The organism is Heyndrickxia sp. FSL W8-0496, assembly GCF_038007825.1.
GTDB classification, from domain to species: domain Bacteria; phylum Bacillota; class Bacilli; order Bacillales; family Bacillaceae_C; genus Heyndrickxia; species Heyndrickxia oleronia.
The window spans coordinates 2,071,188-2,086,357 of sequence record NZ_JBBOXX010000001.1; the positions used below are offsets into that span (position 1 = coordinate 2,071,188).

The window sequence follows — 15,170 nt, forward strand, 5'->3', positions numbered from 1 at the left end:
AAAGAAATTATAAATGAAAGGGTGATTGAGGTGACAAAACCAGTTGTCGCAATTGTAGGTCGTCCGAATGTAGGAAAATCGACAATTTTTAATCGTATTGTCGGTGAACGTATATCAATTGTTGAAGATGTTCCCGGTGTGACAAGAGACCGTATTTATAGCTCGGCAGAATGGCTTACTCACGATTTTAATATCATTGATACCGGAGGGATAGATATCGGTGATGAACCATTCCTCGAACAAATACGAGGACAAGCTGAAATCGCAATTGATGAGGCTGATGTGATTATTTTTATTACTAGTGGTCGTGAAGGGATTACTTCAGCAGACGAAATGGTCGCTAAAATTTTATACAAATCAAAAAAACCTGTTGTTTTAGGTGTAAATAAAATTGATAATCCTGAAATGCGAGATCAAATTTATGATTTCTATTCTTTAGGTTTCGGAGATCCATTTCCGATTTCTGGATCACATGGGATTGGTCTTGGAGATCTTTTAGATGAAGTTGCAAAACATTTTCCAAAAATGGAAGAAACGGAATATGGAGAAGATACGATTAAATTTAGTTTTATTGGACGCCCAAATGTTGGGAAATCCTCGCTAGTAAATGCGATCTTAGGTGAAGAAAGAGTAATTGTAAGTGATGTTGAAGGGACAACAAGAGATGCAATTGACTCCTCCTACACCTTTGAAGATCAAGAATATGTCATCATTGATACTGCTGGAATGAGGAAAAAAGGAAAGGTTTATGAAAGTACTGAAAAATATAGTGTGTTACGTGCCTTAAGAGCGATTGAGCGTTCAGATGTTGTCTGTGTCGTAATTAATGGTGAAGAAGGAATAAGAGAGCAAGATAAGAAGATTGCTGGTTATGCACATGAAGCGGGTAGAGCAATCGTAATTGTAGTAAATAAATGGGATGCAGTTGAGAAAGATGAAAAAACGATGAAGAAGTTTGAAGAAAATATTCGCGAACATTTTCTTTTCTTAAGTTACGCACCAATTGTATTTCTATCAGCAAAAACAAAGAAACGTTTACAAAATTTAATCCCTATTATTAAAACTGTAAGTGAAAATCATGCAATGCGTGTACAATCAAGCATATTAAATGAAGTAGTAATGGATGCTGTTGCAATGAATCCAACTCCAACTGATAAGGGAAGACGCTTAAGAATATATTATTCAACTCAAGTGGCAGTTAAACCCCCGACCTTTGTTGTTTTTGTAAATGAGCCTGAATTAATGCATTTTTCCTATGAACGTTTTCTTGAAAATAGAATTCGTGATGCCTTTGACTTTGAAGGTACACCGATTCGTTTAATACCACGTAGAAGGAAATAATAATTGTGAAAAAACAGTAAATGAGAAAAACAAGATGGCTATCGTAAAAACTGTTTTGTCATTTTATACTTATCTTCAAATAAAAAAGCAGGTGATCGTGTTGTCTAATAAAAAGGAAAAGGTTGCAGTGATTGGAGCGGGTAGCTGGGGAACAGCTCTGGCAATGGTTTTAGCAGACAATGAGCATGAGGTACGTCTTTGGGGACATAAACAAGAACAAATCGAGGAAATTAATCGTTTTCATACTAATCAAAAATATTTACCTAATATTCAATTATCTGAATCTATTATTGGTTATTCTTCATTACAAGAAGCCCTTGAAGATATCGAAGTCATCATTTTGGCTGTCCCAACTAAGGCCATTCGAGAAGTTTTAGGGAAAATACGTGAATTTCAATTATCTAAATTAACAATTGTTCATGTCAGCAAGGGAATTGAGCCAGATACTTTACTTAGAATATCTGAAATGATTGAAGAAGAAATGCCTAACGATCTTTTAAATGCTGTTGTTGTTTTATCTGGACCTAGTCACGCTGAGGAAGTAAGCTTGAGACATCCAACAACAGTTACAGTTTCTTCTCATAATGAAGATGCAGCTAAACGTGTACAAGACCTATTTATGAATCAAAATTTTCGTGTCTATACCAACCTAGATGTTATTGGTGTTGAAATAGGTGGTGCATTAAAGAACATCATTGCTTTGGCAGCAGGTATATCTGATGGACTTGGCTATGGGGATAATGCGAAGGCGGCATTAATAACAAGAGGATTAGCGGAAATTGCAAGACTTGGTACAAAAATGGGTGCTAACCCATTAACGTTTTTGGGTCTTTCTGGGATAGGTGATTTAATTGTCACTTGTACAAGTGTTCATTCACGAAATTGGCGAGCAGGAAATATGCTTGGTAAGGGAATGAAGTTAGAAGAAGTACTAGAAAATATGGGAATGGTCGTTGAAGGTGTGAGAACTACAAAAGCAGCACATCAATTATCAGAGAAATATGCTGTTAGAATGCCGATAACCGATGAATTATATCGAGTTCTCTTTAATGAATACCATCCAAAAGATGCAGTTGATAATCTCATGGGAAGATTGAAAACGAATGAGATGGAAGATTTAACAAATTTATTAAATATTGAATGATACATTGAGTAACTTTTTTTGTCCTACTTTTTCAAATGAATGGGCATTCGACGATGCAAATAGGTATTGAATTGCATAAAATGCCATGAAGTAAAAGCTTTAAACTTGTGGAATGGGTATTTGTCTATTTTTTTCTTACTGAAGTGAGGTTAACGCCCCTTGCTTCGGTTTTTTTATTGTTCAATAAGATATTTTTTCTTATACATTTTTGAGGTGATATTAATTGGAAAAAAATAGGTTGAAGACCGCCGAGTCCTTTGATCAACTAAGAAAAGAATGGTGAACGTGATAGGAACACTAAACATTTTATTAGGCGTAATAGCCTGCAGTAGGACTTATACAAAAGGCAACTAACGATATGAAAACAGCATGAAGTATAGAAGATACTTAAAATTTTTCAGTTCATTTACTAATCGATATTGATCAAATGATGTCATTGAAAAATTTTTCAGATTTTGTCACATGGCTTGTCAAACATAGATAGACCATAGAAGGGATTGTGTTATAATATAGTTGCTTTGCTTATTTTTAATAGTAAACGCAGTCATTATACATAAGATTAGTTGAACAAAAAGGTGGATATTATATGTCTGAATCGATGTTTAAAATGTGGGTGTCTATTGCTGGAATGGGCTTAATGGCAGTAGCGATGGTTGTCATTTATTTAAGTAGGTATAAGATTAAATTCAAATTTTTAAAAGCTATAACAGCAATTATTGCTTATTTATGTTTAATTATAGGCGGATTAATCATGGTATATGTCGTATTTACAGGACCTACAAGTTAATGATGAATTTTCCGTGGAAAGGATTGGAATAGTACGTTGAAAAGATTGACTCTCCTATTTCTAGTATGTATTTCTATTACTATGTTAAGTGGTTGTCTATACCCTCAAGAAAAATTAACTGAAAATCAAATTCCTTATGAGGATCAAATACAATCAGTACAAACGGCAGTAGATAAATTTCAAAAAGATAATGGTGGGATTCTACCTATCAAGACTCGGGATCAAAGTACACCAATATATGAAAAATATCCAATAGACTATAAAAAAATAGTTCCGCAATACTTATCTGATTCTCCTGGGAATTCTTATGAAAATGGTGGAATCTTTCAATATGTTTTAATAGATGTAGAAACAAACCCTACAGTTAAAATATTTGATTTAAGAATAGCGGAAAAAATAAGAGAATTACATATGAGGATCAATGCTCAAGGGTATCCTCCATATAAAAATGAAGTATCTAAAAATGTATATACACTAAACTATAAAAAAATTGGTTACAAGGAGGAACCGTTTGTTGTATCCCCGTATACAAATAATAATCTTCCTTTTGTCGTTACAGGACAAGGAGACATTTTTGTAGACTATAGTAGTGACCTATATCATGTACTTCGCAACAAAAATGTAAAAGTTAAACCTGGAGAGGATATACGACATATTTTAACGGATGATTCCTTATTTGTACCAGCGTATTCTCTACCCTATACAATAAACCAAAAAAATGAACCTATTTTTTTAGCAAAATAGTCATAACCCTTTCTTTGCAAAATATATTGTAAAGGAAGGGTTTTATTTTTATGGTTTTGTGGTCATTTTAAATTGATATGAATCTGTCTCATGACTTGTAATAGATGAATGGGATACCACTATCAAGGTATAGATTAACTTGGCCAAAATGATAGAAAAAGTTGATAAATCATCAATTTATAGTCATAAGAGAATAGGACAACATCATACACATATAGTGTCCAAAACTTTTTAAGGATGTAATGTCCCAGGAACTTAATGTGGGGAGGGAATCTCTTGGAAAAGGTTGATATTTTTAAAGATATTGCTGAAAGAACAGGCGGCGATATTTATTTAGGTGTAGTAGGTGCAGTACGAACTGGAAAATCAACATTCATAAAAAAATTTATGGAGTTAGTCGTTTTACCAAATATTGCTACAGAAGCGGACCGTAATCGAGCTCAGGATGAACTGCCTCAAAGTGCAGCAGGTAGAACAATAATGACAACTGAGCCGAAATTTGTTCCGAACCAAGCGGTTTCTGTTCATGTCGGTGATGGATTGGATGTCAACATTCGCCTTGTTGACTGTGTTGGGTATACCGTACCAGGTGCGAAGGGGTATGAGGATGAGAATGGACCACGTATGATTCATACTCCATGGTATGAAGAACCTATCTCATTTCACGAAGCAGCAGAAATCGGAACACGTAAAGTAATTCAAGAGCATTCTGTTATTGGCGTCGTCATTACAACTGATGGTTCAATTGGGGAAATCCCGCGTCAGGATTATGTTGAAGCAGAGGAAAGAGTCATTGCTGAGTTGAAAGAGGTTGGAAAGCCTTTTATTATGGTTGTTAATTCAGCGAAGCCTCATCATCCTGAAACGGAAGCCTTGCGCTCATCACTTGCTGAAAAATACGATATACCAGTTGTAGCCATGTCAGTTGAAAGCATGAGAGAAGGGGATGTATTAAATGTCTTAAGGGAGGCACTTTATGAATTCCCTGTGCTAGAAGTAAATGTTAATCTACCAAGCTGGGTGATGGTTCTAACAGAAAATCATTGGCTAAGAGAAAATTATCAAGAAGCAGTCAAGGAAACTGTCAAAGATATTAAAAGGCTAAGAGATGTTGATCGTGTCGTACAACAATTTAATGAATATGAATTTATACAGGATGCAGGACTAGCAGGGATTGAAATGGGGCAAGGGGTTGCAGAAATTGATTTGTTTGCTCCTGATGAACTGTATGATCAAGTATTAAAAGAGATAGTAGGGGTAGAAATTCGCGGAAAAGATCATTTGCTTGAATTAATGCAAGATTTCTCCCATGCAAAACGAGAATATGATCAAATTGCAGATGCGCTAAAAATGGTAAAACAAACTGGTTATGGAATTGCGTCTCCAACTTTAGGAGATATGAGTTTGGATGAGCCGGAAATTATTCGCCAAGGGTCACGATTTGGAGTGAGATTAAAAGCTGTTGCACCGTCCATTCATATGATTAAAGTTGATGTTGAATCAGAATTTTCACCGATTATTGGGACAGAGAAACAGAGTGAAGAACTTGTTCGATATCTCATGCAGGACTTTGAAGATGATCCACTATCCATTTGGAACTCTGATATATTTGGTCGTAACTTAAGTTCAATAGTACGAGAAGGAATTCAGGCGAAGCTGTCATTAATGCCTGAAAATGCTAGATATAAACTTAAGGAAACATTGGAAAGAATCATAAATGAAGGTTCAGGTGGACTGATTGCGATTATACTATAATCGTTTAGAAAAAGAAATACCAAGCTAAAAAAGCTTGGTATTTTTCTTTTTTGATGAAAGATTTCCCACTAATTCACGAATTATTCTTGCTAAGGCTATTTTATTGTGATAATCTTTTATCAGAATTGTTGTTGGTTCAGCAATCAACGCTGTTCTATTCAGGTTTTTCATGGTATACATGTATAGAAACCGGTCAAAATGTTTAGTAATGTAAATAGGACAAAAACTAAATGTTTTATTTCTCTGGGAGGAGGTGAATGGCATGAACAAAACTGAACTTATCAATGCTGTTGCTGAAAGCACAGAACTTTCTAAAAAGGATGCAACTAAAGCAGTTGATGCTATTTTCGAATCTATTCAAAATGCATTAGCTAGTGGTGATAAAGTCCAATTAATTGGATTTGGTAACTTTGAAGTGCGTGAACGTGCTGCTCGTAAAGGACGTAATCCACAAACTGGTGAAGAAATTGAAATCGCAGCCAGCAAGGTACCTGCATTTAAACCAGGTAAAGCGCTTAAAGATGCTGTGAAATAATACATATTTTACTTTAGGCGTTAAAAAAGGGCTGGCAACAGCCCTTTTTCTTTTATAACTCTTCAAGATAGTTACTCTCCTTAAATCAAAACTTCCAACAAAATGTTTCAAATCTCGATTCTAGTATTTTACTGTATAACACAGAATATGCTAAGATTAGAACTGTTATGTTAAGGCACTTTTCTAAAACTTTGTTATGGAAACAGACAATTGTGAAACCGATATAATGACTGAAAAATAATTAATGTTTTTTAATTTGTAGGAGGACACACCATGGTAGAGATCAATCACAGCCAAATAGAACAAGCTATTCGAATGATTTTAGAGGCTGTTGGGGAGAATCCTGATAGAGAAGGTTTGCTAGATACACCTAAGCGGGTAGCTAAAATGTATGAAGAAATATTTGAGGGAATTAAACTGGACCCGAAAGAATCTTTTGATTTAGTTTTTAGTGAAGAACATGAGGAACTAGTTTTAGTAAAAGATATCTCATTTATTTCAATGTGCGAACATCATTTACTCCCTTTTTATGGGAAAGCACATATCGCCTACTTGCCTCGTAATGGGAAAGTCACTGGCTTAAGTAAATTAGCTCGTGCAATTGAAATTGTAGCAAAACGCCCACAAATACAGGAAAGAATGACCTCAACTGTAGCAGATTCAATATATGAAATTCTTGACCCACATGGTGTTATGGTAGTTATTGAAGCAGAGCATATGTGCATGACAATGAGAGGAGTTAAAAAGCCAGGGGCAAAGGCTATTACGACAGCCGTTCGTGGATCACTCGTCAATGATTCATATGCACGCTCAGAAATACTAAATTTAATACATAATTGATCATTATATTTTTCTCTTGTAACAAAGTTTTAGAAAAGAGCCTAACAAATTTATAATGCTCACAAGATATAGTTTTTTTATGTTATAATATTTTTTGTTGAAGTTTTCATGACACACTATTTTTAGTTATAAATCAAGTACGAGAAAGAAATGGGGCTTAAGGGAAATGGACTTGCAAGAAAGGATGCAACAAATCGCTTTAATTAAAAAAACAATTAAACAAAAGATATCTCAAAATTATTTAATGCAGTTTATTGATGAGCCCTATATTGATGAGGATCGTATGAACATATTAATTGAAAGCTTGTCTAATATGAAGCTTTCAAAAGGAAATATAAATAAATATGTAACGACGACCATGCTCATTCAAATAGCCCTTGATACCCATGATAAAGTGAATAATACCTCCGAATTGTTAAAAAAGCGACAATTAACTGTTTTAGCTGGTGATTATTATAGTGGTCTATATTATAAAATATTAGCTGAAGTTGAAAATGTACCACTCATTCGAACGCTTGCTGAAGGAATTAAAATCGTAAATGAACATAAAGTAGCAATCTACCGACTAGAAGATTGCACTGTTGAACAGTATATGGATACTTTAAAAAAGGTTGAATCAACGATTATTTCTAAATTTATTAATTTTTTTGGTTCAAAAGAACTTTCTATTCTAGGTGAAGAGCTATTATTTTTAATTACAATCAGTAATGAAATTGATAAGGTAAAAAAAGAGAAACACTCAACACTCTTTGAAGCGCTAACTAAGCTTCTCTTGCCGACTAATTTAAAGTCTTTTCATCAACTATCATCAGAAAACAAATATTACCTAATTGAAAAATGTCAACCATTTTTGGATCAGGCAATTGAAAAGATAGTGATGGTAAAGGAAAAATTAAATCTCAATCAATTATTAGATCAAAGAATACATTTTCTTCTGAAACAACATTCAAGAGAAAAATTATTTTTGGAAGAGGGTTAAGCGATGGCATCAAAGGAAGAGCGTGTACATAATGTTTTCGAAAAAATTTATGATAATTACGATAAAATGAACTCCGTAATAAGTTTTCAACAGCATCTTAAATGGAGAAAAGATACAATGAAAAAAATGGCTGTGGAAAGAGGAAAAACTGCTCTAGATGTTTGCTGTGGAACAGGTGATTGGACGATCGCACTTGCCGATGCAGTAGGAACAGAGGGCAAGGTTTACGGTTTGGATTTCAGTAAAAATATGCTTCAAGTAGGGGAAGAAAAAGTACGAAAATTAGGTCTTGATCAAGTTGAAATGATCCACGGGAATGCAATGGAGCTTCCATTTGATGATCATACATTTGATTATGTAACAATCGGTTTTGGTTTAAGAAATGTTCCAGATTATATGCAGGTATTAAAAGAGATGAATCGTGTACTTAAGCCAGGTGGTATAGCTGTATGTTTAGAAACATCCCAGCCAACCATGATCGGATATCGGCAACTATATTATATGTACTTTCGATATATCATGCCTTTAATGGGAAAAATATTTGCGAAAAGCTATAAAGAGTATTCTTGGCTCCAAGAATCTGCAAGGGACTTTCCTGGTATTAAAGAACTTGCAAATATGTTTGAAAAGGCAGGATTTGTAAATATACAATATAAGCCTTATAGCGGGGGCGCTGCAGCATCACATATAGGCTATAAAGAGAAATAATAAGCTAGGTGGATATTATATGAAATTGCAAAGATTGTATTCGTTCCTAAAAACGGATATAGATATAATTGAAAAGGAACTTATTGCAGCAATACAGTCTGAATCTAAATTATTGGAAACAGCATCTTTAAATTTGATAAGGGCTGGCGGAAAAAGAATACGACCAATTTTTGTACTTCTCTCCGCTAAATTTGGAAATTATGATATTGAGAGAGTAAAAAATGTCGCTGTCTCTTTAGAGCTTATTCATATGGCCTCTCTTGTTCATGACGATGTAATTGATGATGCGGAGCTAAGGAGAGGCAAACCCACTGTAAAGGCGAAATGGGATAATCGTATTGCTATGTATACAGGTGATTACATATTAGCCTGTTCTCTTGAATACATGACAAAAATTGATCATTACTTAGCACATAAAATATTAGCTGATACGATGGTAGAAGTATGCATAGGAGAGATTAAGCAAATTCAAGATAAATATCGATATAATCAAAATTTACGTGATTATCTTCGACGAATCAAACGGAAAACAGCTATATTAATTGCAGCAAGCTGCCAATTAGGTGCAATTGCTGGTGGAACAGAAGAAGATATACATAAGAAACTTTATAAATTTGGCTATTATGTTGGAATGTCTTATCAAATTACAGATGATATACTTGATTTTACTGCATCTGAAAAGGAACTAGGTAAGCCAGCTGGTGGTGATTTGCTGCAAGGAAATATTACACTACCTGTACTATATGCTATGCAAGATCCTGAAATAGAAACAATGATTAAGCGAATTAATGAGCATACATCAAAAGATGAAATGAAAGAAATTATCTTGAAAATAAAAAGCTCAGGTGCAATCGAGAAATCGAATGAAATGAGTCAGCGATATTTAAAAAAAGCATTATCCATGTTAGAGCAACTTCCGAATAATCGTGTCAGAAAATCATTGACTGATGTGGCTAATTTCATTGGAAAGCGTAAATATTAAAGTCTAGTTATCATACCTTTCATTGCTAAATCTCGCAAAAAATGATAATATTTTCGAGGATACATATTTCCAACTAAAAAAAGAGGAACATCAGTAGGAGGATTTTATAATGGAAAAAACATTTTTAATGGTAAAACCAGATGGAGTACAAAGAGAATTAATTGGTGAAATCGTTTCCCGTTTTGAGAAAAAAGGATTCCACCTTGTTGGTGCAAAACTTATGAGCGTATCAAAAGAATTAGCTGAACAACATTATGGTGAACATAAAGAGCGTCCATTCTTTGGTGAATTAGTGGATTTCATTACTTCAAGTCCAGTTTTTGCAATGGTTTGGGAAGGTGAAAACGTTATTGCTACTGCACGTCAGATGATGGGATCTACTAATCCAAAAGATGCTGCACCTGGAACAATCCGTGGTGATTTTGGAGTAACAGTTGGTAAAAATATTATTCATGGTTCTGATTCACCTGAAAGCGCAGTAAGAGAGATTGGACTTTTCTTCAAAGAAGAAGAACTAGTAGAGTACTCAAAATTAATTAATAACTGGATTTATTAATTTTTTTAGGATTGGTGATTTCACCAATCTTTTTTCATTTTCATGGTGCTTTTTATTGGTAAAGTCCGTTATACTTAAATAGTAATATGACTATTTCATAGGAGAATGGAAATGACAACGGATTACGTAGATTTTATTAACCAAGTAAAGAGAAAGACCAAAATAGATTTATCTCTATATAAAGAGGCTCAAATGAAAAGAAGATTAACCTCTTTGTATGAAAAGAAAGGTTTTACATCTTTTCAAGAATTCTTTCAGGCGATGAATAATGACCAAGAATTATTAAATGAATTTTTAGATAGAATGACAATTAATGTTTCCGAGTTCTATCGTAATAAACAAAGATGGGATGTTTTGGAAAATAAAATATTCCCTACACTCTTAAAAAATGGAAAGCCATTAAAAATATGGTCGGCTGCTTCATCTACAGGTGAGGAGCCATATACAATTGCAATGGTGCTATCGAAGCATGTTCCTTTATCGAGTATTTCTATTTTGGCAACCGATATTGATGTAAACGCGATACAAAGAGCAAAGTTAGGTATATATCCTGAAAGATCTCTTAATGAAGTACCAGATGATATAAAAAAGAAATATTTCGAAAAACAGGGTTCCTACTATCATGTCGCAGACGAGATAAAGAAAACCGTTAAATTTAAACAACATAATTTACTTGCAGATTCATATGAATCAGGTTTTGATTTAATCGTTTGTAGAAATGTAATGATATATTTTACTGAAGAAGCGAAAGATTCTCTTTACCAAAAATTTAATGCAGCTCTAAGACCAGGAGGAATGTTATTTGTAGGAAGTACCGAACAAATTTTTAATCCTCAATCCTATCATTTTGCTATTGAAGATACGTTCTTTTATAAAAAAGTTTAATTGAGGGTGACCCATTTTTTAGGTGTCACTTTTTTTAATAGGATTAATTTAATTACTATTTTTTAGATTTGTATAAGGGTTTTTGACTATCGTAAAAATTCAAAATTTTATTTATCTCTATTGGAAGTTATGTTATAGTGATACATAAATCCTTTAAAGTACTGAAGGAGGAAGAGGAAATGAGATACTTAACATCTGGTGAATCCCATGGCCCACAACTTACGACGATTATTGAAGGGCTACCCGCGGGAATGCCTTTAACAGCTGAGGATATTAACACTGAATTAGCAAGACGACAAAAAGGTTATGGTCGTGGAAGGAGAATGCAAATCGAAACCGATTGCGCAAACATTTTAGGTGGAGTTCGCCATGGTTTAACACTTGGATCACCATTAGCTTTGGTTGTAGAAAATAAGGATTGGAAACATTGGACCAAAATAATGGGGATAGAACCACTAGAGGAAGGTCAAGATGAAGAAATCAAAAGAAAAGTGACTCGCCCAAGACCAGGACATGCTGATTTAGTTGGCGGTATAAAGTATGGTCATCGTGATATGCGTAATGTATTAGAACGTTCCTCTGCACGTGAAACGACTGTGAGAGTAGCTGCAGGTGCAGTGGCAAAAAAGCTATTAGCATTACTAGGGATAAAAGTTGCAGGACATGTGCTTGAAATTGGCGGAGTTCGTGCAAATGCATTGGAATACTCTAGCATAGATGAATTAAAAGAAAGAAGTGAAAAATCTCCTGTTCGTTGTATTGATAAGGAAGCAGAAAAGAATATGATGGAAGCGATTGATAAAGCTAAAAAGAATGGCGATTCCATTGGGGGAATTGTCGAAGTGATAGTGGAAGGTATGCCATCAGGTGTAGGGAGTTATGTGCACTATGATCGGAAGTTAGATGCTAAGATTGCTGCAGCCATTATGAGTATTAATGCATTTAAAGGTGTTGAGTTTGGTCTGGGATTTGAAATGGCTCATATACCAGGTAGTCAGGTTCATGATGAGATCCTTTGGAGTGAGGAAAGAGGCTATGAACGACGAACCAACCGTTTAGGTGGTTTTGAGGGAGGAATGACCACCGGTATGCCAATTGTTGTTCGTGGTGTAATGAAGCCTATCCCTACATTATATAAGCCTCTACAAAGTGTTGATATTGAAACAAAAGAACCATTTACAGCAAGTATTGAACGTTCAGATAGCTGTGCTGTTCCTGCTGCTAGTGTTGTTGCTGAAGCAGTGGTTGCTTGGGAAGTAGCATCTGCAATAGTTGAACAGTATTATAGTGATCGTTTTGAAACATTAAAGGAAATCGTAGAAAAAGAAAAAACATATAGTAGGTTTTTTTAGTATGGAAAAAGTAGCGATTTTTACTGATTCAAAAAATTATGAAGTGTTTATAGGGGAAGATATTTTAGATTCATTACATATGAGACTGAATAAATATTCAAAGGTACTATTGGTGACAGATGAAACGGTCAATCGTCTTCATTTAAATACGATCATTGATAGTATCCCAGAAAGAATAGATTATGAAGTCTATACGACTCCAAGTGGAGAAAAAGCGAAGACGTTTAAGGTTTATGAAGACTGTATTTCCTTTGCGTTAAAAGTGGGTCTTGATCGAAAATCAGTGATTCTTGCGTTTGGTGGAGGGGCTATTGGTGATTTAGCCGGTTTTGTCGCAGCGACATATATGCGTGGAATTGCATTTATACAGATCCCAACCACAATATTAGCTCATGATAGTGCAGTAGGTGGAAAGGTAGGCATCAATCATCCGCTTGGTAAAAACATGGTTGGCGCTTTTTATCAACCAGATATTGTTATTTATAATACAAACTATCTCAATACTTTGCCTGTGAGACAAATTAAAAGCGGATTTGCAGAAGTGGTTAAGCATGCTCTGATTGCGGATGTTAATTTCTTAAATGAACTCATGAATCATGTCCAGTCAATTGAAGAAGTAATTAGTGACAAGCTTCCTACCTATTTAAAAAGAGGAATTGAAGTGAAAGCGAAAATTGTAGGTCTTGATGAAAGGGAAAGTGGTGTACGAGCCTATTTGAATTTTGGGCATACACTTGGTCATGCATTAGAAGCACATGCGGGATTTGGTAATCTTACTCATGGTGAAGGAGTTATGTGTGGCATGGTTTACGCTCTTTTATTAAGCAAAAAGCTTGTTGGATTGGAGTTTGATTTAGATTCATTTATAAATTGGATTGAAAGATTAGGGTATCAGTGGAAAATTCCTTCATCCACACAATTTGATACAATATACGAATTAATGAAAAGAGACAAAAAGTCTGTTGCAAATAAACCTGTTTTTGTTTTACTTAAAAGCATAGGAGAACCCGTATTAACAGCTGTAGATGTGCCTGTATTAAGGGAAACATTTTATATGATGAGTTAATAGGAGGGGTAAAATGATACGCGGAGTTAGGGGAGCGACAACAGTTACACAAAATGATGAAAATGAGATTGTGAACTCGACAGAGGAATTAATAAAGGAATTGATAGAACAAAATGCCATAGAAGCAGCTAATGTTGCTTCTGTTTTCATATCAGTAACAGCAGATATCAATGCCGAGTTTCCTGCCAAAGCATTGAGAAGGTTTTCTTCATGGAAATATGTACCTGTGATGTGTATGAAGGAAATTAATGTAAAGGGAAGTCTCCCTCTTTGTATCCGTGTGATGATTCATGTAAATACAGATAAAGCTCAACAAGATATTATACACATCTATTTAAAAGATGCAGTAACTCTGAGACCAGATTTGATAAAGGAGTGAATATTCATGAAATGGAATAGTAAAATTTTAAATCTTAAGGCATACCAACCAGGTAAATCAATAGAAGAGGTGAAAGCAGCCTTTCATTTAGATGAAATTCATAAATTAGCATCAAATGAAAATCCGTATGGCTACTCACTAAAAGTAAAGGACTTATTAGATAAAGAGGGTAGCTCAACATTTTCTTATTATCCGGATGGATATTCAACCCAATTACGAAAAGAAGCGGCTGAATTTTTAGGGGTGAAGCCAACCCAGTTAATTTTCTCAAATGGAACAGATGAACTGCTACATATTATTTCTAATGCTCTACTAGAGCCAGGAAAAAATACAGTGATGGCCAATCCTACCTTTTCACAATATAAGCATAATGCAATATTAGAAGGTGCTGAGATAAGAGAGGTACCGTTAATAAACGGGGAACATGATTTAGATGGAATGCTTACTCAAATTAATCAGGATACAGCAATTGTCTGGGTTTGTAGTCCTAATAACCCTACAGGCGTATATATTAACGATGAAAAATTACAGAGTTTTTTAAAGAAAGTACCTGAAGATGTACTAGTGGTATTAGACGAAGCTTACTATGAATATGTTTGCGCTGAAGATTATTATGATGCACGTGTATTAATCCAGCAATATCCAAATTTAATTGTGACAAGAACATTTTCTAAAATTTATGGTCTTGCAAGTTTTAGAATAGGATATGGAATTGCATCTGAAGAAATTATTCAAGCACTTGAACCTGTCCGACAACCATTCAATACAAATGTTTTAGCTCAAAAAGTAGCATCAGTAGCTTTGAGTGATCAAAGCTTTGTTCAAAATTGTAGGAAATTAAATCATGAGGAATTAGAACGTTTCTATCAATTTTGTGAGAAAAAAAATCTAAATTATTATCCTTCACAAGGAAATTTTATTTTAATTGATTTTGCACATGATGGTGATGAGGTATTCTCATTTTTACTCTCAAAGGGATATATTGTTCGTTCAGGGAAAGCATTAGGTTTTCCTACATCGGTTCGTGTAACAATTGGTACAAAAGAACAAAATGATGGTGTTATGGATGCAATGCTCGAATTTCTGAAGCAAGCATCGATGATAAATTAGAATTTAT

At 34.5% G+C, this 15,170-nt stretch carries 16 protein-coding genes; all 16 read left to right on the forward strand.

Annotated features, from left to right (window positions below):
• Positions 1-30 precede the first annotated feature (30 nt).
• The 16 genes from der (at position 31) to hisC (ending at position 15,163) form a co-directional block, all read left to right on the forward strand.
• Entirely contained in the window at positions 31-1,341 is a 1,311-nt protein-coding gene (der, locus tag NST63_RS10470; protein WP_341044167.1) for a ribosome biogenesis GTPase Der, read from the forward strand.
• A gap of 34 nt (positions 1,342-1,375) precedes the next feature.
• Positions 1,376-2,485: an NAD(P)H-dependent glycerol-3-phosphate dehydrogenase gene (locus NST63_RS10475; RefSeq protein WP_212942898.1), complete on the forward strand. Its 1,110-nt coding sequence runs from the start codon at positions 1,376-1,378 to the stop codon at positions 2,483-2,485.
• 586 nt (positions 2,486-3,071) lie between these two features.
• The gene (locus tag NST63_RS10480; RefSeq protein ID WP_212942896.1) at positions 3,072-3,272 is read left to right on the forward strand and encodes a DUF2768 domain-containing protein; all 201 of its coding nucleotides are present in this window, start codon (positions 3,072-3,074) and stop codon (positions 3,270-3,272) included.
• A 36-nt stretch (positions 3,273-3,308) separates the two neighbouring features.
• Positions 3,309-4,016 carry a hypothetical protein gene (locus tag NST63_RS10485; RefSeq protein WP_212942894.1) on the forward strand — a complete coding sequence of 236 codons (708 nt, stop codon included), beginning with the start codon at positions 3,309-3,311 and terminating at the stop codon, positions 4,014-4,016.
• A 276-nt stretch (positions 4,017-4,292) separates the two neighbouring features.
• Positions 4,293-5,771, forward strand: coding sequence for a stage IV sporulation protein A (spoIVA, locus tag NST63_RS10490; RefSeq protein WP_058002354.1), 1,479 nt, complete (start codon positions 4,293-4,295; stop codon positions 5,769-5,771).
• Positions 5,772-6,033: 262 nt separating this feature from the next.
• Complete coding sequence (locus NST63_RS10495) at positions 6,034-6,306, forward strand: HU family DNA-binding protein (protein WP_058002355.1); 273 nt, start codon at positions 6,034-6,036, stop codon at positions 6,304-6,306.
• A 273-nt stretch (positions 6,307-6,579) separates the two neighbouring features.
• Positions 6,580-7,146, forward strand: coding sequence for a GTP cyclohydrolase I FolE (folE, locus tag NST63_RS10500; RefSeq protein ID WP_212942891.1), 567 nt, complete (start codon positions 6,580-6,582; stop codon positions 7,144-7,146).
• Between the two features lie 166 nt (positions 7,147-7,312).
• A complete protein-coding gene (locus tag NST63_RS10505; RefSeq protein ID WP_212942890.1) occupies positions 7,313-8,125 on the forward strand; it encodes a heptaprenyl diphosphate synthase component 1 in 813 nt (270 codons plus the stop codon).
• A 3-nt stretch (positions 8,126-8,128) separates the two neighbouring features.
• Complete coding sequence (locus NST63_RS10510) at positions 8,129-8,833, forward strand: demethylmenaquinone methyltransferase (protein WP_058002358.1); 705 nt, start codon at positions 8,129-8,131, stop codon at positions 8,831-8,833.
• Positions 8,834-8,852: 19 nt separating this feature from the next.
• Positions 8,853-9,815 carry a heptaprenyl diphosphate synthase component II gene (gene hepT, locus NST63_RS10515; RefSeq protein ID WP_212942888.1) on the forward strand — a complete coding sequence of 321 codons (963 nt, stop codon included), beginning with the start codon at positions 8,853-8,855 and terminating at the stop codon, positions 9,813-9,815.
• A 109-nt stretch (positions 9,816-9,924) separates the two neighbouring features.
• Positions 9,925-10,371 carry a nucleoside-diphosphate kinase gene (ndk, locus tag NST63_RS10520; RefSeq protein ID WP_058002360.1) on the forward strand — a complete coding sequence of 149 codons (447 nt, stop codon included), beginning with the start codon at positions 9,925-9,927 and terminating at the stop codon, positions 10,369-10,371.
• Between the two features lie 111 nt (positions 10,372-10,482).
• Positions 10,483-11,256, forward strand: coding sequence for a CheR family methyltransferase (locus NST63_RS10525; RefSeq protein WP_212942886.1), 774 nt, complete (start codon positions 10,483-10,485; stop codon positions 11,254-11,256).
• 179 nt (positions 11,257-11,435) lie between these two features.
• Complete coding sequence (aroC, locus tag NST63_RS10530; RefSeq protein WP_212942883.1) at positions 11,436-12,608, forward strand: chorismate synthase; 1,173 nt, start codon at positions 11,436-11,438, stop codon at positions 12,606-12,608.
• 1 nt (position 12,609) lies between these two features.
• The gene (aroB, locus tag NST63_RS10535) at positions 12,610-13,674 is read left to right on the forward strand and encodes a 3-dehydroquinate synthase (protein ID WP_341042038.1); all 1,065 of its coding nucleotides are present in this window, start codon (positions 12,610-12,612) and stop codon (positions 13,672-13,674) included.
• 13 nt (positions 13,675-13,687) lie between these two features.
• A complete protein-coding gene (gene aroH, locus NST63_RS10540; RefSeq protein WP_212942879.1) occupies positions 13,688-14,053 on the forward strand; it encodes a chorismate mutase in 366 nt (121 codons plus the stop codon).
• 6 nt (positions 14,054-14,059) lie between these two features.
• Complete coding sequence (gene hisC / locus NST63_RS10545; protein WP_341042039.1) at positions 14,060-15,163, forward strand: histidinol-phosphate transaminase; 1,104 nt, start codon at positions 14,060-14,062, stop codon at positions 15,161-15,163.
• Positions 15,164-15,170 lie beyond the last annotated feature (7 nt).

What these genes read in the sequence shown, in the direction of transcription:
- NST63_RS10475 (WP_212942898.1), top strand. Translation starts at nt 1,376, where the DNA reads ATGGCTATCGTAAAAACTGTTTTGTCATTTTATACTTATCTTCAAATA.
- NST63_RS10480 (WP_212942896.1), top strand. Translation starts at nt 3,072, where the DNA reads ATGTCTGAATCGATGTTTAAAATGTGGGTGTCTATTGCTGGAATGGGC.
- NST63_RS10495 (WP_058002355.1), top strand. Translation starts at nt 6,034, where the DNA reads ATGAACAAAACTGAACTTATCAATGCTGTTGCTGAAAGCACAGAACTT.
- folE (WP_212942891.1), top strand. Translation starts at nt 6,580, where the DNA reads ATGGTAGAGATCAATCACAGCCAAATAGAACAAGCTATTCGAATGATT.
- NST63_RS10505 (WP_212942890.1), top strand. Translation starts at nt 7,313, where the DNA reads ATGGACTTGCAAGAAAGGATGCAACAAATCGCTTTAATTAAAAAAACA.
- NST63_RS10510 (WP_058002358.1), top strand. Translation starts at nt 8,129, where the DNA reads ATGGCATCAAAGGAAGAGCGTGTACATAATGTTTTCGAAAAAATTTAT.
- hepT (WP_212942888.1), top strand. Translation starts at nt 8,853, where the DNA reads ATGAAATTGCAAAGATTGTATTCGTTCCTAAAAACGGATATAGATATA.
- ndk (WP_058002360.1), top strand. Translation starts at nt 9,925, where the DNA reads ATGGAAAAAACATTTTTAATGGTAAAACCAGATGGAGTACAAAGAGAA.
- NST63_RS10525 (WP_212942886.1), top strand. Translation starts at nt 10,483, where the DNA reads ATGACAACGGATTACGTAGATTTTATTAACCAAGTAAAGAGAAAGACC.
- aroC (WP_212942883.1), top strand. Translation starts at nt 11,436, where the DNA reads ATGAGATACTTAACATCTGGTGAATCCCATGGCCCACAACTTACGACG.
- aroB (WP_341042038.1), top strand. Translation starts at nt 12,610, where the DNA reads ATGGAAAAAGTAGCGATTTTTACTGATTCAAAAAATTATGAAGTGTTT.
- aroH (WP_212942879.1), top strand. Translation starts at nt 13,688, where the DNA reads ATGATACGCGGAGTTAGGGGAGCGACAACAGTTACACAAAATGATGAA.
- hisC (WP_341042039.1), top strand. Translation starts at nt 14,060, where the DNA reads ATGAAATGGAATAGTAAAATTTTAAATCTTAAGGCATACCAACCAGGT.